We start from the raw sequence: 19,566 nt of genomic DNA, 5'->3' as shown, positions 1-19,566 counted from the left end.
CGCACAATGAATGATTTAATTATGGCAACAAAAGTCAAGACCAGCTCCATGAATGCTCACAATCTGCAGGTACTGGCAGAACATTGTCAGGTGTCGGAGGTATTGGAGCTGATTAGTCCAAGATGGAAAATGCAGGTGCTATTTTGTATTTCCCAGGAGGTGTACCAGTTTAGCCAGCTGAAAAAGGTGTTTCCTACTATTTCGGACCAGGTACTGTCAAAGCGGTTGGGAGAGATTGTGACGGAAGGGCTGGCTGTAAAGTTGAATGTGCCGGATACGATGCCTTGCCAGGTGAAGTATGAGGTGACGGAGAAGGGGGCGGCGCTGTTGGAGATTGTGCAGGATTTGCATGAGTGGGGAAAAAGGGAGTGGGAATAATAACTTTTAATTTTTCGCTTAGAAAATTCCCATTTCGTTTGTAGTTTTAGCGCCTGTTTCGGGGAGCTACCCCCACTGAGCGTAGCTTTAAACCAATTGATCTGTGAATAAAAACTATTACATTATTGATTTCGACAGCACTTTTACGCAGGTCGAAGCATTGGATGAGCTGGCGCGCATTTCATTACAGGACCACCCGGAGCGGGAGGCCATCTACAAGAAAATTGAAGATCTGACCAACCTGGCCATGGAAGGGAAACTTTCTTTCAGGGAGAGCCTTTCCGGCAGGGTCAAGCTCCTGGAAGCCAGCAGAGAGCACCTGGGATTGCTGATTAAGCACCTGAAAAAGCAGGTATCTGTCTCTTTTTCCAGGAATAAGAAGTTTTTCAAGCACCATGCGGACGATGTATTGATTGTATCTGGTGGGTTCAAGGAGTTCATTACCCCTGTAGTACTGCCCTATCATATCAAAAAAGAGAATATATACGCTAATACTTTTGTGTTCGATGCTGATGGTAAAATCATTGGTTTTGATGAAACCAACCCGCTTTCTGACGAAGGTGGTAAGGTAAAGCTGTTGAAAGACATGCAATTATCCGGCGATATCTATGGTATTGGGGATGGGCATTCTGACTTCCAGCTGAAGGAGTTTGGGATGATCAAGAAGTTTTTTGCCTTTACGGAGAACATCCGGCGTAAGGCAGTGGCGGAGAAAGCGGATCACGTGACACCGAGCTTTGATGAGTTCCTGTATGTGAATAACCTACCAAGTGCGTTGTCTTATCCAAAGAATAGGATTACCTGTGTGGTAGTGGGTGAGGTAGAGCAGGAACCTGTACATTTTCTGAAAAAAGATGGGTTTGCTATTGAGACATCTCAGGAAGCGATTGGCGATGCAGGAATACTTTTATTAGCAGCAGGTGTAAAGGTAGATCAGGCACTGTTAGACCAGGCTCCTAAGCTGAAAGTAATAGGTTATATGGGAAATGGTAGTGCACACATTGATTATGATGCTTGTACGACCCGTGGGATTGTGGTATTTGATAACCTGAAGAAACCATTGTCAGTAGCAAAACGCGTAGCAAAGTTTATTAATAATGGCGATACTTTCAAGAGTAGTAACTTCCCTCATCTGCAATTGCCGGCGGTGGAGAATGCACATCGTTTGATTGGTATTCACCGGAATGTACCGGGTATGATTGCGAAGGTGAACCAGGTATTTGCGGAGAGAGGTATTAATATTATCAGTCAGTTCCTGATGACGAATGATAAGATCGGGTATGTGATTACGGATGTGACGGCGGAGTATGATAAGCAGGTACTGAAGGGATTGAAGGAGATAGAAGGAACGATTAAGTTTAGATATTTATATTAGGATGCAAGCTGAATATTGAAAAAGCTCTTGTCGTAAGACAGGAGCTTTTTTTTTCTCAAATATAGTACTGTTGCCCCTCTCGTACGACTACTGTGCATACTCATAATAACCATTCCTAAAAAACCAAATAAATGACAGCAAAACAAATGATAAGAGCAGGAATACTATCCTGTTTGTTACTTATCACCTCCTTTTTGTCCCATGCACAGTTCAAAGTAATCGGTTACATGCCCTCCTGGCAGGGAGATGTGAACACTGTACAGTACAGCAAACTGACGCACATCAATTACGCCTTCTTATTACCTACCTCCACGGGTGGATTACAATCCATTGATAATCCGTATAAATTACAGAGCCTTGTATCACTGGCACATGCCAATGGTGTGAAGGTGCTGATCTCTGTAGGTGGCTGGAACAATGGCGATGACAGTGGTTTTGAGACACTGGCTGGCAACAGTACTTACCGTTCTGCATTCGTGACGAACATCATGAACTTCGTTAACCAGTACAACCTGGATGGCGCTGACATAGACTGGGAATACCCGGATGCAGGTACTTCTGCGAACAACTATGTATCTCTCATGACAGCGTTGGCGACATCACTGCATGCACAGGGTAAATTATTAACCGCTGCCGTAGTAGGTACTGGCGGCGATGGTGTATTGAGTAGCGTATTTTCACAGGTAGATTTTCTGAACCTGATGGCGTATGATTACAATAATTATGATCACTCTACCTATACCTATGCTTCTCAATCTATTTCTTACTGGAAAGGCAAGGGTTTGCCAGCAGCTAAGACAGTATTAGGTGTTCCTTTTTATGGACGTCCTTCATGGGAAAGTTATGCTGCGCTGATCGCAAGAGGAGCCAGCCCTTATGCTGATACTTATAATGGTGTGGGTTATAATGGTATTACTACCATCAAGAGTAAAACTGACCTCGCTTATGACCAGGGAGGTGGAATCATGATTTGGGAATTATCTATGGATGCAACGGGTACCTATTCATTATTGTCTGCTATTCACGATGAAGTGTTGGTGAAAGGCGGTGGCAATACTGGTAACAAGTATCCAACAGTCAGCATTACCTCTCCTGCTAACAACGCTACTTTTACAGCTGGTGCTACAGTCAGCATTACTGCCACTGCTGCTGATGCAGATGGTAATGTAACGAAAGTGGAGTTTTACAATGGATCAACCTTATTAGGTACGTCAACCGCTTCTCCTTATACTTATAGCTGGGCAAATGTAGCAGCCGGCACTTATTCCCTGACAGCCAAAGCGACTGATAACAGTGGTGCAGCTACAACCAGTTCTACAGTAACGATCACCGTGGGTGGTGGTAATACAGGTAATTGTAGTGGCGTAGCTACCTGGACGGCGACAGATGTTTACCTGGGTGGTGCACAGGTCGTATACAATAGTAAATTATATACTGCTAAATGGTGGACACAGAATGAACAACCTGATACACATACGGGTGATGGTCAGGTGTGGTCTTATGTAAGTGATTGTGGTTCTTCTTCAGGTTCAAACAAAGCACCTACAGTGAGTTTGACGGCTCCTGCATCAGGTGCTTCTTACACAGCGCCTGCATCTGTGAGTATTACAGCAAGTGCTGCCGATGCGGATGGTACCATTGCGAAGGTAGAGTTCTACAATGGATCTACCTTGTTAGGTACATCTACCGCTTCTCCTTATAGCTATAGCTGGACGAGTGTAGCAGCGGGTACTTATTCGCTGACAGCAAAAGCGACTGATAATGGGGGTGCTGCTACTACCAGCAGTGCGGTGAGTATTACAGTTTCGGGTTCTACCAGCACGGGTAATTGTGCAGGAGTGGCTACTTACCAGCCTTATCCTGCTGTGTATAATGCGGGTGATAAAGTGGTGTACAATGGTTATCTGTATGTGTCACTGGCCAATGGTTTGTACAATGTAACACCAGGTACTGCTGATTATTGGTGGCAGCCACTGGGTGCTTGTAGCAGCAGTGCAAGAGTAGCGAATACTACTTATGAAACAGCTGATTCTATTCCTGTGACGGTGTATCCGAATCCTGTGACAGGTAGTACGCTGCAGGTGAAAGTAAGTGCGGCGGCTGGAGAGCAGGTGGTGCTTGAGTTGTGGAGTGTGGATGGTACTGGACCTGTGGTGAGAAAAATTTATACAGCAGGTGCGAAGGGTGCACAGATGATAAGTGTAGATATTAGTAAGGTACCGGTAGGTACATGGATAGTGAAGCTTTCTAACGCAGTGGGTACGCGGAAAGAGAGTGTGAAACTGATACGATTGTAATCTTAATTGACAAAACCCGGAAGCGCTTTTGCCGTATGGTGAAAGCGCTTTTTTTTCTGAAAATGGTTTTCATTCCACGTTGGTGAATGCCCTTTTTCATGAATGTTTTATTGGGGGATGCTATCGTTTTTTCTCTACGAGTATCACAGTCAGAATGCCTAAAGTATATGCAACCAGGTCACTCCATGCAAAGCTGGTGCCTATAATGATTCTGGCGGCTTTGTTGTGTTGTAGTCCCAGCATGCCTACGAGATTGAAGTATTGACCGATCTCAATCAGGTAAGAAAAGAGTAATACTCCCAGGGCAACACGTTTTACAGGCGCCTGGTAGATGCTTCTTACTACGCAGTAAATGAAGATAACAACGAGATAGTCACCTACATAGGGGCGAATGAAGGAGTCGTGTACATATAGGGCTATTAATACCTCGGTAATAAAGAGAGCAAGGGCCAGCAAAAAATACTTTAGACTAAACTTTAACATGGGTGCTAAGATAGGAATATAATTGAGCGGATGTATCAGGATTAACGGGAAGGGGTATCTTGGGGGGGACGGTTTACAGCGTAAGTTTTTAGTATTAGCTTATACTGGGTCTCCTGATAAAGCCTATCCTTCAATGGGCGTTCTCGTTCCGGACCGAAAGGATGAAAATTCGTAACTTTATTAAAAATAACGGAATTATGAGAGCATTCTTAGGTATGGGCCTTTTAGGATCAAATTTCACGAAGGCTTTAATTAAAAAGGGAGAGCAGGTACAGGTATGGAACAGAACGACTTCGAGAGCCACTGCGATGGAGGCTTTTGGAGCAAAGGCTTTTACGAATGTGTCTGATGCTGTGAAAGGTGCAGATTATGTGCATATAGTTGTGAAAGATGATGCAGCGGTGAATGAAGTATTGGCAGCAGCGCAATCTGGATTAAAACCGGGAGCTGTGATTATAGATCATACTACCATTACCGTAGAGGGTGCGAAGGCACGTACAAAAGAATGGAAAGAGAAAGGGTTTACTTATCAACATGCACCTGTGTTTATGGGACCGGGCAATGCGTTGGAAAGTACTGGTTATATGCTGGTGTCTGGTGATGTTGCTGTGTTGAGTAAGTTGGAGCCAGTGTTAGCACCGATGACGGGGAAGCTGGTGAATTTTGGAAATGAAGTTGGGAAGGCGGCTGCCATGAAACTGGTGGGGAATTCATTTTTAATATGTTTGACAGCAGGTTTGACAGATATGCTTTCAGTGGGTAAGGCATTGGGTGTAAATGGGGATGATATTCTGACTTTATTAGGAGATTGGAATCCGGGATTGTCTGTAACATCCAGGTTGAAGCGGATGTTGTCAGCGCCTTATGATGAGCCATCATGGGAGTTAAATATGGCGAGGAAAGATGTGGGGTTGTTTATGGATGCGACAGCGAGTGCGGGAACGAGTCTGAATGTGATACCGGTGGTGGCGAAGGTGATGGATGAGTGGATAGAGAAAGGGTTTGGGAATAAGGATTGGACGGTGATTAGTAAAGATGTGTTATAATAATTGAAGAGAGGAGATCAGAAATGGATAAACCTCTTCAAAAGTGCTTAAAATGCCTACCTATCTACATTAGGTACCCGAATAAAGGGGTCGTTTCAAAACTTCGGGACGACCCTTTTTCATTGAAAATAGTTAGTCTGTGTCATAATTTTGATATGACTCTATATGCTTAAAATTTTCATTTCGTGCTTATAGCAACAATCGTTTGTACTTAGAGTCTTAAATCAGTTTTCTTTACAGGCTTAAAAAGCACCAATAAGAGGTCGATTTTTGTAACTTAGTAATCTTATTGAGATGGGGGTAATGCCTCAAGCTCGCGCAGGCGCCTGAGATAATTATTTATCTGCGCCTGCTTTCTTTTTTTAAGCCACTCCTGATTATCCGGTTCCATATATGGCACTCTATTTTTGAGTATAAAATAAGTGGCAATGAGGATTTTGTGTGCAATGGCGATAAGAGCACGTTTTTTACCTCTTCGCACACTTAAAGAGTAATATCTTCTTTTCAGATAAGATTCCTTTGTATGTACAGCGGCCCAGGCCGCCTCCACCAGTGCTGTTTTAAGAGAACTGTTGCCATGATTGATACGTTCACTTTTCTTTTTTCCGGCACTTTCATTATTACCCGGACATAAGCCACACCAACTGGCTAAATGATGCTGATTTGGGAAGGCATGCATATCTGTACCTATTTCGGCTAAGATGGCTGTAGCTGTTTGTTTTTGTACTCCGGGAATAGTCTGAAGTAATTTTACTTCTTCTTCCCATTTTCTTAAGTACTGATCAATACGGTTATCTACCTGACAAAGCAGTTCATTTAGCTGTAAGATAGCAGCTTTAGACAGGTTGAGCATAAAACGGTGATGCTCATTAAGATTACCTTCTAAAGCAAGAATAAGTTCTTGCTTCTTGATTTTGAGCCTACCTTTGGCCAGATTGGCCAATATCATGGGATCCTGTTCTCCATCAATAATAGCAGAGATCATTGACCAGCCGCTTATGCCGAACACATCACTGACAACGCTGCTCAATTTGATATTGGCAGTCTCTAAAATGTTCTGTAATCGGTTATATTCACTGGAGCGTTGGCCTATTACTTTACGTTTGTATCGGTACAATTCCCGTAATTCACGAGTGTATTGGGGTGGAATAAAACTTCCTTTTAGTAGCCCGCTTAGCAATAATTTTGCAATCCAGGCACTGTCATTACGATCAGTCTTATGACCCGGCACATATTTAATATGCCGGGCATTGACCAAAATAAGTTCAAAGTGAGGTTCTAGTATATTAAAAACAGGCTTCCAGTAAACACCCGTGCTCTCCATTGCGACATGTGTAATGCCCGATTCTTCCAACCAGGCTACCAGGTCCTTAAGTGAACTTGTGAAGGTGCTAAAAGTGCGGGTTTGTTCCTGCAAATTATCACCCCTGATGGTAGCTACTACATTCTCCTGGTGAACATCGAGGCCACAGCCACGACTCACAACCTGTTCAAAACTGATATGTGATTGTTCCATGGTAGTACTTTTGTCGAAGGTACCACCATTTTCATAGTCGTTTGTGAATTCGGTTCATGAGGGTTTTCTTTGAAAATGGTTTTCATTCCCCATTGGTGAATTCCCTCTCTCATGAATGTTTTATTCGGGTACCTGGTGGAGATAATTTTCGTTCATGCTATTCTCATGGTCTTCCTGTTACTTATGATACATCCCCCTTTAATGAGGTTTGTGATTGGCGGGTTTAATGATTTACCGGGTAAGGACCTTCTGAGAATGATGCTGAATGATAGCCCTTAGCACCAATCATATCTGCCAGTTTACTTTTTATAGATTGCCCTTGTTTTAATTTTTGTAATAAAGAACCAAAGTCGTGTTGTGGCTGCCAGTGTAGTTCTCTGCGTGCTTTTTCATTGACATATACCCTGTCAATTTTCGGGAGGAATTGCCAGTTGTGCTGAGCGAAAATGTTCGCAGCTTCCGGATAAATTTGTTTTATTATTTGTGGTGCATGCTCTCTTAATACAGGAAGGTCTGCTGTTGTAAAAGGCGTCGTTGCACTGATAATGTATTTCCCGAAACCAATCTCTGGCGCTTTATGCATTGCAGCGATATGTGCGGATACTACATCTTCCACATCTACACGGCGGTACAGGTATTCGAGCGCTTTTAGATTATCATCTGCAAATGCATCGCGCATACCTTTATTATCATCCTGTTCCGGGAAGAAGCGGGAAGTACGCAGGATCAGAACAGGTAATTTTTGATTGCGGTGAAAAAGCTGGCAAAGATCTTCGGCAGCAGTTTTTGTGACGCCGTAGATGTTCTTGGGTTGAGGTATTACATCTTCTGTAATCCATGCCGCAGGTTGACCAGGAGGCGGAATCAGGGCGTCGCCGAATACGCTGGTGGTACTGGTGAAGATGAAGGCTTTTACCTTATTGGCAGTCGCTGCTTCCAGCAGTTGCAAGGTACCAGTGATGTTGGTGTCGATAAATTCCTGGCGGGAGTGAGTGTCTACATGTGGTTTATGCAGGGTGGCAGTATGGAGTACGATATCCACGCCTTCCATACAGCGTTGTACAAAGGTAGCATTGGCTATATTGCCAACCTGGTTGGTGAAAGAGGAAGGCTGTATATCGATGGCCACGATCTCATGCCCTTGCGGAGAGAGGGTTCTGACCAATGCTTCGCCTAGATGTCCGGTGCTGCCAGTGATGAGTATTTTCATATAATCAATTGAGGATGTAAATTTACTTTGGGTAAAAATTAATCGCGGGACATTTGTCCCAATTTACAATATGATCCAAACAAACCTCGCATTATTACAATTAATCAATGACATTCTGCCGGCAGCGGGTGGTGCAATTACCATGAGACAGTTTGATGCCGGCCAACGATTTATATTCCAGGAGCAGGAGATACTGCAGGTATATATCATCCGATCTGGCGTGGTGAAGCCCGTGATTACGGAAGAGAATGGCAAGGAGTATATACTTGAATTCCTGGGTGAAGGTGAAATGCTGGGCGAGGTGGAGGCGATTCGTGGTACAAAAACCGTTTGTAGCGTAGATGCCGTGACGCCTGTGAGTCTGTATGCGATGGGAGTCGGGCAGTTTCATTATTTTTTACAAACTATTCCTGCTTTTAATAACCTGGTGATGCGGTTGCTGGCTACGAGGGTAGCGAATTCTTCTGTGAAGATGGCGAGGCAACAACTATATACGATGGCAGAATTATTGCCTCAATTGCAGAAAATGCTGGCTGCGCAGCAGATTGCTTTTACAAAGCAGGATCTGGCGGGGTATATGGGGATTAGTGTAAGGAGTTTGAACCGGATATTAAAGGATAATGTAGGGTAAGCAGATTGTTTGCAGCAGGGTAATCATTCCATTAAAGCTATGGTAATCGATTCTTTGCAGGAAGGTAAGCAGATTCTTTGCAGCAAGTAAGCAGATTCTTTGCAGGAAGGTAAGCAGATTCTTTGCAGGAAGGTAAGCAGATCCTTTGCAGGAAGGTAAGCAGATTCTTTGCAGCAAGTAAGCAGATTCTTTGCAGGAAGGTAAGCAGATTCTTTGCAGGGAGGTAAGTTGATTTTTTGCAGAAGGTAAGCTGATCCTTTGCAGGAAGGTAATCGATTCTTTGCAGCAAGTAAGCAGATCCTTTGCAGGAAGGTAAGTTGATTTTTTGCAGAAGGTAAGCTGATCCTTTGCAGGAAGGTAATCGATCCTTTGCAGGAAGGTAAGTTGATTTTTTGCAGAATGGTAAGCAGATCCTTTGCAGAAATGTAAGCTGATCCATTAAAGCAAGTTAATCCTATCCTATCCTTTTTGGCAGTGCAACTTTAATTTATTGTACCATGTAACCTGACCCTTATAACAAAGTAATTTGAGCTTTAGAACAAAACAGCGTGACCCCTTCTCTCCCTACCTTTGATCTATCAAAATATCAATTATGAAAACGATAGATAAAATTTATATCAATGGGGCATTTGTAACCCCGCATGGACAGGAAATGTTTGAGCTGATTAATCCAGCTACAAATTCGGTCATTGGTCAGGTAAGACTTGGTGATGAAACAGATACACAGTTGGCGATAGCAAGTGCAAAGGAAGCATTTAAGACGTTTTCTATTTCTTCGAGGGAGATTCGTATTAAATACCTGCAAAAATTACACGATGCACTTGCTTTGCGTATTGATGATCTGACTGCTGCTACTATCCAGGAATATGGTGCGCCGGTGTCACGTGCAAAGGCAAGTACAGAGATGGCGCTGGCCGCTTTTCTGCATGCACAGGAGGTATTATTTGATTTTGAATTTGAGAGAAAGGTGGGTCGATCAGTGGTGAGAATGGAGCCGTTGGGAGTGGTAGGCATTATTACACCATGGAATGCAAATGCAAACTTCATTTGTGGAAAGCTGGCTACTGCGATTTCTGCTGGTTGTACAGTGGTAATTAAACCAAGTGAAATGAGTGCATTGCAGACACAGGTAGTGCTGGAAGCATTTCATGAAGCCGGTTTGCCGGCAGGGATTTACAATGTGGTGAATGGCCTGGGGAATGTAGTAGGTGCTGAGTTGACACGTCATACGGATGTGGCGAAGATTTCTTTTACTGGTTCAACAGCTGTGGGAAAAACGATCGCCAGAGGAGCAGTAGATACGATGAAGAGAGTGACGTTGGAGTTAGGAGGAAAATCTCCCAATATCATACTTGATGATGCTGATTTTTCAAAGGCAATTCCGATGGCGGTGGCAGCCGGTTTTATGAATAGTGGACAGGCATGTATAGCGGGTACGAGATTGTTGGTGCCGGAGGCGCGTTTGGATGAAGTGAAGGCATTGTTGAAAGAGGAGGTGGCGAATGTGAAGGTGGGTGATCCTACAGATGCAGGTACTGCCATCGGGCCTATGGTAAGTGTAAAGCAATATGAGCGGGTACAGTCCTATATTCAATTGGGTATGGAGCAGGGTGCTGAGGTATTAGTTGGTGGAACAGGGCATCCGGAAGGATTGGAAGGTGGTAACTTTGTAAAGCCAACAGTGTTTACAAATGTAACGCCTGGTATGCGGATAGCGAGGGAGGAAATATTTGGACCGGTGATTTCTGTGTTGACATATAAAACAGAGGAAGAGGCGATAGCGATGGCGAATGATACGACATATGGATTGGCAGCGTATGTGAGTAGTACGAATGAAGAGAGAGCGAGGAAGGTGGCGGAGCAGATAGTGGCAGGCAGAGTGATGGTGAATAGCTTGCAGCATGATCCTTTGGCGCCGTTTGGAGGGTTTAAACAGTCAGGGATAGGGAGAGAATATGGTACCTTTGGATTGGAGGAGTATGTGGAGCCGAAGACGATTATTCGGGATTGAGAGATATTGAAGCAATAAGTACGGCTGATCGCTATGTTCAGAGAATGAACAGATCAGAATAACGCTTGAAATAATGAACAAGAATGACCGGCAGGAAGTGAAATTCCTGCCGAAATTTAATTGTAACTTATGTTAGAAAAGGATAGAATACTGGTGTCATGTTACCATCACGTGAGTAGGGAGGGGGAGAATTTCATTGGAGAACATTCGTTAGGTTATGTAGTCGCAGGTACGCAGGAGGTGTATTTAGATGGCGTGCATTATGTGTTTAAAGAAGGTGATTTCAGGTTCTTTGCGAGGAATCAATTGGCGAAGTTTGTAAAGATTCCGCCAGTTGGAGGAGGTGATTTTAAGACAGTGGGGATAAGGATAGATCAGGAGTTGTTACATAGTTTAAGTCAGGAGACCGGCCTGAAGGCAGATGGCATTTTTCGTGGGGAGAAGAATTTCCATTTGCCGGAGCACCAGTTATTGACACATTATAGGGATTCATTGCAGCCTTATATAGATGGCCAGGGTGTACATAACCCCATGTTGACAATGATGAAGGTGAAGGAGGCGGCAATGCTATTATTGCAATTGAAGCCTGAATTGAAGAATTTGTTGTTTGATTTTAGTGCGCCGGGAAAAATAGACCTGGAAGCGTATATGAATGAGCATTATAAATTTAATGTGGATATCAGCAGGTTTGCGTATTTGACAGGGCGGAGTTTAGCAACGTTTAAGCGGGATTTTGAGAAGGTGTTTCATACCACCCCCGGGAAGTGGTTGCAACAGAAGCGATTGGAGGATGCATATTTTTTGATAAAGGAGAAAGGTTGGAAATCTACTGATGTGTATTTGGAAGTTGGGTTTAAGGATCTGTCACATTTTTCGTTTGTGTTTAAGAAAGCATATGGTGTGGCGCCATCGAGGGTGAGTGCGTAAGTTGAATGATGTCCTGTCCAATAACGGAGCTTTAAGGAAATTCATGGCTATTCAGCAGTAAGAATTATAATTTTATTTTATTAGATTGTCCTCTTCAATAGAGGACTTTTCTATTTTTACCACATGAAAAAACAAAACTATCAAAACCACATCCGGTACTACCCACCTCATCACTTCGTATTCTACCCTGTCCTTTTAGTAGGTATTATATGCAGTATCTTCTTCGCCATTAAACATCCGGATGCATCATGGGAATGGATATTCATTACCCTCCTATTACTCCTCATCGGTTGGCTCGGCTTCATGCTCAGACAGCATTACGCCCTTACAACCCAGGATAGGATTGTCAGATTAGAAGTAAGATTCAGATATTTCACCCTCACCGGCCAGCGGTTTGAGCTATTAGAAAAGAATCTTTCCCTGGGTCAGATCCTGGCCCTCAGGTTCGCATCTGATGGAGAATTGCCTGACCTGGTGAAAAGAGCCGTTGCCGAAAACCTCCCCCCTGACCAGATTAAGCGTGCAGTTGTGGATTGGCAGGGCGATTATATGAGAGTATAACAAAGAATATTTGTACATTTCTCCCATGTTGGATCAAACATTCCTGCTCTATGGAGCAAATGGCTATACCGGAGAATTAATAGCACGCTACGCGGCAGCATTTGGCTTGCAACCTATATTGGCTGGTAGAAATAAACAGGCTTTGGAGAAATTAGGGGCAGCGTTGAACTTGCCTGTCAGGGTATTTGCATTGGATGATAAACCTGCTATGCAACAGGCTTTGCAGGAGGTCGCTGTTGTTGTAAATGCTGCCGGACCGTATGACTTTACAGCAAAGCAACTGGTCGAAGCATGTATTACCGAAGGTCGGCATTACCTGGATTTGAATGGTGATGCGATTATTTATGACATGATCCGCACTTACGATAAGGCGGCCCGCGATAGTGGTGTGATGCTCCTGCCAGGTGCAGGTTACGATGTAGTACCGACTGACTGCCTTGCACTATGGTTGAAGCAACAAATGCCGGATGCGACTTCATTGAAGATCGCATTTGCTATATTGAATAGTGCTTTATCAAGAGGAACGGCTATTAATACCGTGCTTAAATTGGGACTACCCGGTTTGTCAAGAGTAGATGGGAAATTGGTGGAAGAACCTGTTGGAAAAAAGGGGATGTATGTGCAATTCCCCGGGGTGCAAAAGAAGCTGTTTACCATGAGTTTGCCATGGGGCGATTTGAGTACGGCTTATGTTTCCACTGGTATCCCGAACATTGAGACGTATATTAATATCAACAAAGCAGCCTGGTTTTTCCTGAAAGGACAAGGTGCTTATAATTGGTTGCTGAGGACACAACTTGTACGTGGCATTGCCAATGCAATTGTGAAAAGTCAATCACCGGGGCCGGATCAGGTAATGCGGGATAAAACAAATACACTTATCTGGGCACAGGTGAGTAATGCGAAAGGAGACGTACTTACTGCAAATATGGTAGTGCCTGAAGCTTATACATTGACTGCATTGGCAGCATTGTTGATTACAAAGAAAGTATTGAATAAGGAATTTAAATCAGGATATCAAACACCTGCTACGGCCTATGGGTCGGAATTAATTATGGAAATAGAAGGTGTAAAAAGAGAGCTTGTCGCATAAACCCACATCAGTTCAATAGTGAATCGTACCGGGACTAGCCACACCTTCCCCGGTACTGATTTTAATCATATTTCCCCTCCATATATTTAGTAATTTTATTCCCTCGAAAACCATGATCGCATTCCATTAATTAGACATATCCATAAAAACTCAGAATGACCATGAAAAACCTTTACCTGTTAGCAGTCGTGCTATCTATCAGCACATGGCAACTACATGCCCAATCACCTGTATCTGTCGGTGCAGGTAGCTACGCCTCTTTTCCTCCGGCCACTGAACTCGACGCCTCCTTACAGGCATTCGTGTACACTGCGCCCATTTACGTAGCCGAAAATAGAAAACATCAGGGCATTCCTACCAACGATTGGTGGACTGACCTGATCGTATCTCAGTATGCCGGTATGCTCTGGGCGTACCCACTCTCCGCCGATCCGGAAAACTTTGGTACCAAACTTTATTTCGCCAACAGCTTTGTCGCCGATGGTTCTAACCTCGAATATGGTGGATACATGAGCATCAAAGCAGATGGTTATGCACCCGAAAAAGCCATTGCCAAAGACTGGTCCGATTGGGGTGTCGTGATGTCTCTGCCAGATAGTACACACAACAAAAACATGGATGTCACCATGTATCACGGCATCCCGTTTTTCTGGTTTGAAACTCAAGGTATCAATCCGGAAATCGCGCTCGAAAAAGGCGGCTCCTACCTCACCAGCACCGGCGATGCCCTGGAGCTCCCCACTAATAAATCTTTTGTCATCAAAACAGATGGTCGTTATTTAGGTATCCACCTCGATGGCAATACTACCGCCGCCATTCAGGGACAACAATTCGTAAGAATTGACTTAGGTACCTCTCAAAACATCAACGCTGTCAGGTTAAGCTGGGAAACCGCTTACGCGTCTGGCTACAGTATCCAGGTATCTAATGATACCACTACCTGGGCTACCGTAGCTGCTGTGATCAGTGGTGATGGTGGTACCGACACTTTGTCTTTTAAAGATACCACTGCCCGCTATGTGCAAATCGTTCTCAGAGAAAGAGGTACTATTTATGCCTACTCTCTTTGGGAAATGCAGGTATTCAACAATGCCACATTACTCTCTCAGAACAAGAAAGTTACTGTCTCTTCAACAGAAGCAAATTTTGTAGCTGGGAATGTAAACGATGGTAACTTGGGTACCCGATGGGCTTCTGACGGTAACCAGGCTGAAAAACTGGTTCTGAATACGAATAACGGGCATGCATATTTTGTAGTCTCTGCTTTACAGGCAGCTACCGATTTAAATACGTATGAACAATATGCTTTTAACAAGCCAATCAATTCAACCGTATCTTATGATTATAATACCAGCGCAGGCAAGGTCGTTGTGAACTGGAACCTTACCACTACCAACCTGAAAGGTGCCGCCGCCGGTCCTACTATTCAAGGTTTCCTGCCCCACCTCTATGACGATGCCACACACAATGTTACTTTCAGTGCCTATAGTTATATAAGTCCACGCGGTACGATGAAAACTTCTATCGGCAATAGCTGGTCTTTCACTTATGACTTCGGAGGTATACTGCCTAACTTCAATGCACCCTATAAGCGTGACGGCGATGCTGCACCTTACAATGCCAGTGACATGTATAACCTGTTGACGCAGTTCTCTAAAAAGAAGGACTACGGCGGGGATACCTACTGGGGAGGTAAAGACATCCTCAACTTTGCAAAGTATACGGTGATGGCAAAGGAACTGAACCATCAGGCCTATGCATCCTTAAAAGCAAAAACAAAAGAAGCACTCGTGAACTGGCTCATCTATACACCTGGTGAGACAGAAAAGTTCTTTGCTAAATATGATCGATGGGGTGCCCTGGTAGGTTTCAATGAATCATATACTTCTGCTTACTTTACTGATAACCATTTTCATTATGGGTATTTTACATTAGCAGCGGCATTATATGGTATGGTCGATCCTGACTTCCTGAGTGAATACGGAGACATGATCAAACTGATTGCTAAGCAATATGCGAACTGGGATAGAACTGATACCACACTGCCATTCCTGCGTACCTTCGATCCATGGATCGGCCATAGTTATGCCGGTGGTACCAGCTCTTCTTCAGGCAATAACCAGGAATCTTCTTCAGAGGCGATTCAATCATGGATTGGTCTGTTCCTGCTTGCTGATGAACTGAATGACCCTGCTATGCGGGCAGCTGCTGCCTTTGGGTATAGTAGTGAAACGTATGCTGCACTTGAGTACTGGTTTGACTGGAAGAAACGTAACCTGCCTTCCACGTATAATCATTCTGTAGTAGGCATCCTTTCTAACCAGGGGTTTGCTTATGGGACTTATTTCAGTGCCAGTCCTATGCATATTCATGCTATTCAATACCTGCCTGTCAATCCAGGGTTTAAATTTGCCGCCAGGGATACTGTATGGGCACAACAGGAATATGCGAATATGATGAGTGAAACACTTGCAGTAGATGGGCACAAAGATGAAACTGATTTTGGGGATGACTGGGCGCATGTGGCTTTAGGCTGGAAACAAATATTCGATCCTACATATGCAGCGGCGTTTATGGCGAAGAATTTATTGTTGCCAGTAACAGATACCGACTACATTATGGATTACGAGGTGTCTGGTATGACTTATTATTATACACATGCACATCAAAATCTGGGTGATTTCTCTTTTAAATATCATACGAATTTCCCAAGTAGCAGTGTGTTTGAAAAGAATGGTACTTTCAGTCATGCGGTGGCTTATAACCCTTCTGCAAGTGCCAGTACCTGTAAGGTGTATGATGCCAGTGGCGGTGAGGTGGCTTCCTTTTCAGTGCCTGCAAGGACATTGTTGACGTATCCGATATTACCTGATTCAGGGTCAACGCCTACGGGTTGTTACAACCTGGTGCCTGCATCAGCTACAGCTTCTTCTGGTACAGCAGCTGCGGCGATTGATGGGAACCAGGGAAGTCGTTGGGAGAGTCAGTTTACCGATCCGCAGTGGATCACGGTAGATATGGGTGTGGTGTCGCATGTTAATAAAATCATGCTTACGTGGGAGGTCGCGAATGCGAAAGAGTACTATATCTTAGGTGCTAAAACGGATACGCTTACCTGGGATACGATCGGGCATTATATAAATACTACTACAGGCAATCGTACAGATTTGATTGATAATATCGGTAAAGATTATCGGTATCTCAGGATGTATGGTGTGCAAAGGAATACGCCTTATGGTTATTCTATTTATGAATTTGAAGTTTGTGGTACGGCGAGCGATGCGACGACTACGGCAAGTGTTGTAAGTGCTGCTAAGGCGACTACAACATCACTTGTATATCCTAATCCTGCGCAGGATCAGGTGTATGTGAGTGCGACTGCCAGTGGGTATTATACTATTACCGATTTGAAGGGGAATGTGATACAGGCGGGTAAAGTGACTACGGGTGTGAATACTGTATCTGTTACCGGGTTGACACCTGGGGTGTATTTAATTCGGATGGGTGCTAAGACGAGCAAGTTTGTAAAGCTATAAGAATAAATGTGTGAAAAAAGCCGGCCTCTTGTATAGATGCCGGCTTTTTTTTAAATTGAGGATATGAAAAATAAGATTCTATTGTTGCTGTGCATGGTTCTTTGCCAGTTAACCTTCGCCCAAAAGTCCAGATACGTTCCTAAAGACAAGGCATTGTATGATACGATTGCACATATGGACAGTGTGATGTTCAATGCATTTAATACGCATGATATGCCGGTACTTGAAAAGGTATTTGCGGAAGATGTGGAGTTTTATAATGATGGTGGTGGGGTGAGTGATTATGGGACTACTATGAAGAATTTTAAGTCGATGTTTGAGCGGAATGCTGCGAGTGGGTTGAGGAGGGAGTTGGTAGAGGGTTCATTGGAGGTGTATCCTATGCCGGGGTTTGGGGCGATTGAGGTGGGGGAGCATCGGTTTATTCATAAGGAGAATGGAAAGGAAGAGGTAGGGTTGATGAAATTTGTGCAGGTATGGCGATTGAAGGATGGGCAATGGAAGGCAACGAGGGTGATTAGTATGGGGCATTGATGGGCATGTTGAAAAGAGAATTATTGAGTGTCATTTTGCAAAGGTGGGTAAAAGAGGATTTGTCCGGGTTATTGGGTGGCATTTGCCAATGCGATTAATTTGCAAAGATGGGTAAAAGAGGATTTGTTGGGGTCATTGGGTGGCATTTTGCCAATGCAATTAATTTGCAAAGGTGGGTGAAAGAGGATTCGTCCTGGTCATTGGGTGGCATTTTACTAATGCAATTAACTTGCAAAGATGGGTAAAAGAGGATTTGTTCTGGTTATTGGGTGGCATTTTGCCAATGCAATTAACTTGCAAAGATGGGTGAAAGAGGATTTGTCGGGGTCATTGGGCGGCATTTTGCCAATGCAATTAACTTGCAAAGATGGGTAAAAGAGGATTTATCCTGGTCATTGAATGGCATTTTACTAATGCATTCAACCTGGTTGATTGGCATCGGTCATTAAGTTACATTTTTCAGTAACTTAGGGTTCGCACAAGATGACCTACAACCATGAAACACATATCTATATTAATCCCCAGAGGTGCCGCGTCCCTGGGCTGTATTGAAGGCACACACAAAATGTTCTTTAATGTGAATCGCTTCCTGACCGACCGGGGAGAAGATCCATTATTCACTATCCAACTGGTAGGCTTGACCCACGATGCTATGGTATACGATGGATTTTGTAAAGTAACCCCGGATCTGAGTATACAGGATAACTTCACTACTGACCTGATCATTATCCCTGCGGTAAATGGGGAAATGGACAAGGTCATTGCCGCCAACAGCGATTTCTTCCCCTGGATCAGGGCACAGTATGAACGTGGAGCGGAAGTTGCCAGTCTATGTGTAGGCGCATTTTTGTTGGCAGCCACTGGTTTGCTGGATGGTAAGAAATGCAGTACTCACTGGCAGTCTGAGCACCTGTTCAGAAAAATGTTTCCTGATGTGGAAATGGTATCTGACAGGATTATTACCGATGAGAACGGGATTTATTCCAGTGGAGGGGCAAATTCTTTCTGGAATTTACTCCTGTACCTGGTAGAAAAATATACTGATAGGGAAATGGCAATCTTCTGTGCAAAATTTTTTGCTATTGAAATTGATAGGTTTAGTCAGTCACCATTTATCATGTTCCGCGGACAGCGGGATCATAAGGATGATGATATTAAGCGGGCACAGGATTTTATTGAGCAAAATTTCCAGGAGCGGATTACGGTTGACCAATTGGCGTCGCTTTGTACGATGGGGAGAAGGAGTTTTGAAAGGAGATTTAAGAAGGCGACCAGCAATACGGTTTCAGAATATATTCAACGGGTGAAGATAGAAGCTGCTAAGAAAGGGTTTGAAACCAGCCGTAAAAATATCAATGAGGTGATGTGTGAGGTGGGGTATGCGGATAATAAGGCGTTTAGAACTGTATTTAAGAGGAAGACGGGGTTATCGCCGGTGGAGTATCGGAATAAATATAATAAGGAGGCGATTGCAGTGTAATGGCAGCAGTAGCAGAATCAAGAGACGATTGTAGAATAAAGCATGTAGTCGGATAATGGCGGCTATTGTAGAATAAAGCAGGCAGTCGGATACTAGCGGCTATTGTAGAATAAAGCAGGCAGTAGGATAATGGCTGCGAATGCAGAATAAAGCAGGCGGTAAGATAATAGCTGCGAATGTAGAATAAAGCAGGCGGTAGGATAATGGCTGCGAATGTAGAATAAAGCAGGCAGTAGGATAATGGCTGCGAATGCAGAATAAAGCAGGCGGTAAGATAATAGCTGCGAATGCAGAATAAAGCAGGCGGTAGGATAATAGCTGCGAATGTAGAATAAAGCAGGCAGTAGGATAATAGCTGCGAATGCAGAATAAAGCAGGCAGTAGGATAATGGCGGCTATTGTAGAATAAAGCAGGCAGTAGGATAATAGCTGCGAATGCAGTATAGGTAGGCCGTTGTAGGGTAATGGTGACGTTTGTAATATACAGT

At 43.8% G+C, this 19,566-nt stretch carries 16 protein-coding genes; 12 read left to right on the top strand and 4 right to left on the bottom strand.

Features of this window, described 5'->3' with window-relative positions; genetic code table 11:
- The first annotated feature begins 21 nt into the window (after positions 1-21).
- The 3 genes from SIO70_RS01255 (at position 22) to SIO70_RS01245 (ending at position 4,050) form a co-directional block, all read left to right on the top strand.
- Positions 22-378 carry a winged helix-turn-helix transcriptional regulator gene (locus SIO70_RS01255; RefSeq protein ID WP_220388829.1) on the top strand — a complete coding sequence of 119 codons (357 nt, stop codon included), beginning with the start codon at positions 22-24 and terminating at the stop codon, positions 376-378.
- Between the two features lie 103 nt (positions 379-481).
- Positions 482-1,753 carry an HAD-IB family phosphatase gene (locus tag SIO70_RS01250; RefSeq protein WP_320578710.1) on the top strand — a complete coding sequence of 424 codons (1,272 nt, stop codon included), beginning with the start codon at positions 482-484 and terminating at the stop codon, positions 1,751-1,753.
- 131 nt (positions 1,754-1,884) lie between these two features.
- Positions 1,885-4,050, top strand: coding sequence for a glycosyl hydrolase family 18 protein (locus SIO70_RS01245; RefSeq protein ID WP_320578708.1), 2,166 nt, complete (start codon positions 1,885-1,887; stop codon positions 4,048-4,050).
- Positions 4,051-4,170: 120 nt separating this feature from the next.
- Here the strand turns inward: SIO70_RS01245 and SIO70_RS01240 are convergent, their stop codons facing one another.
- Positions 4,171-4,533, bottom strand: a complete 363-nt coding sequence (locus SIO70_RS01240; RefSeq protein ID WP_320578706.1) for a DUF2809 domain-containing protein — start codon at positions 4,531-4,533, stop codon at positions 4,171-4,173.
- A gap of 197 nt (positions 4,534-4,730) precedes the next feature.
- Between SIO70_RS01240 and SIO70_RS01235 the strand changes: the two genes are divergently transcribed.
- On the top strand, positions 4,731-5,579 hold the full coding sequence (locus tag SIO70_RS01235) for an NAD(P)-dependent oxidoreductase (RefSeq protein WP_320578704.1): 849 nt from the start codon (positions 4,731-4,733) through the stop codon (positions 5,577-5,579).
- Positions 5,580-5,865: 286 nt separating this feature from the next.
- Here the strand turns inward: SIO70_RS01235 and SIO70_RS01230 are convergent, their stop codons facing one another.
- Both SIO70_RS01230 and SIO70_RS01225 read right to left on the bottom strand, forming a co-directional pair.
- Positions 5,866-7,095, bottom strand: a complete 1,230-nt coding sequence (locus tag SIO70_RS01230; RefSeq protein ID WP_320577102.1) for an IS110 family transposase — start codon at positions 7,093-7,095, stop codon at positions 5,866-5,868.
- A gap of 223 nt (positions 7,096-7,318) precedes the next feature.
- Positions 7,319-8,305, bottom strand: coding sequence for an NAD(P)-dependent oxidoreductase (locus tag SIO70_RS01225; RefSeq protein ID WP_320578702.1), 987 nt, complete (start codon positions 8,303-8,305; stop codon positions 7,319-7,321).
- Between the two features lie 70 nt (positions 8,306-8,375).
- Between SIO70_RS01225 and SIO70_RS01220 the strand changes: the two genes are divergently transcribed.
- A complete protein-coding gene (locus SIO70_RS01220; RefSeq protein ID WP_320578700.1) occupies positions 8,376-8,936 on the top strand; it encodes a Crp/Fnr family transcriptional regulator in 561 nt (186 codons plus the stop codon).
- A 37-nt stretch (positions 8,937-8,973) separates the two neighbouring features.
- Here the strand turns inward: SIO70_RS01220 and SIO70_RS01215 are convergent, their stop codons facing one another.
- Positions 8,974-9,375, bottom strand: coding sequence for a hypothetical protein (locus SIO70_RS01215; protein WP_320578698.1), 402 nt, complete (start codon positions 9,373-9,375; stop codon positions 8,974-8,976).
- 153 nt (positions 9,376-9,528) lie between these two features.
- On the opposite strand from SIO70_RS01215, the gene SIO70_RS01210 reads away from it, so the two are divergent.
- The 7 genes from SIO70_RS01210 to SIO70_RS01180 all read left to right on the top strand — a co-directional run bounded on the left by SIO70_RS01210 (position 9,529) and on the right by SIO70_RS01180 (position 19,078).
- The gene (locus SIO70_RS01210; protein ID WP_320578696.1) at positions 9,529-10,947 is read left to right on the top strand and encodes an aldehyde dehydrogenase family protein; all 1,419 of its coding nucleotides are present in this window, start codon (positions 9,529-9,531) and stop codon (positions 10,945-10,947) included.
- Positions 10,948-11,076: 129 nt separating this feature from the next.
- Complete coding sequence (locus tag SIO70_RS01205; RefSeq protein WP_320578694.1) at positions 11,077-11,874, top strand: AraC family transcriptional regulator; 798 nt, start codon at positions 11,077-11,079, stop codon at positions 11,872-11,874.
- Between the two features lie 123 nt (positions 11,875-11,997).
- Positions 11,998-12,435, top strand: a complete 438-nt coding sequence (locus SIO70_RS01200; RefSeq protein ID WP_320578692.1) for a DUF6526 family protein — start codon at positions 11,998-12,000, stop codon at positions 12,433-12,435.
- A 25-nt stretch (positions 12,436-12,460) separates the two neighbouring features.
- Positions 12,461-13,528 carry a saccharopine dehydrogenase family protein gene (locus SIO70_RS01195; RefSeq protein WP_320578689.1) on the top strand — a complete coding sequence of 356 codons (1,068 nt, stop codon included), beginning with the start codon at positions 12,461-12,463 and terminating at the stop codon, positions 13,526-13,528.
- Positions 13,529-13,689: 161 nt separating this feature from the next.
- Complete coding sequence (locus tag SIO70_RS01190) at positions 13,690-17,064, top strand: glycosyl hydrolase (protein WP_320578687.1); 3,375 nt, start codon at positions 13,690-13,692, stop codon at positions 17,062-17,064.
- A gap of 63 nt (positions 17,065-17,127) precedes the next feature.
- The gene (locus SIO70_RS01185) at positions 17,128-17,598 is read left to right on the top strand and encodes a nuclear transport factor 2 family protein (RefSeq protein ID WP_320578685.1); all 471 of its coding nucleotides are present in this window, start codon (positions 17,128-17,130) and stop codon (positions 17,596-17,598) included.
- A gap of 496 nt (positions 17,599-18,094) precedes the next feature.
- Positions 18,095-19,078: a GlxA family transcriptional regulator gene (locus SIO70_RS01180; RefSeq protein ID WP_320578683.1), complete on the top strand. Its 984-nt coding sequence runs from the start codon at positions 18,095-18,097 to the stop codon at positions 19,076-19,078.
- Positions 19,079-19,566 lie beyond the last annotated feature (488 nt).

The organism is Chitinophaga sancti (assembly GCF_034087045.1).
In the GTDB taxonomy this organism is placed as follows: Bacteria; Bacteroidota; Bacteroidia; order Chitinophagales; family Chitinophagaceae; genus Chitinophaga; species Chitinophaga sancti_B.
This window is presented reverse-complemented; position numbering and strand designations above follow the sequence as displayed.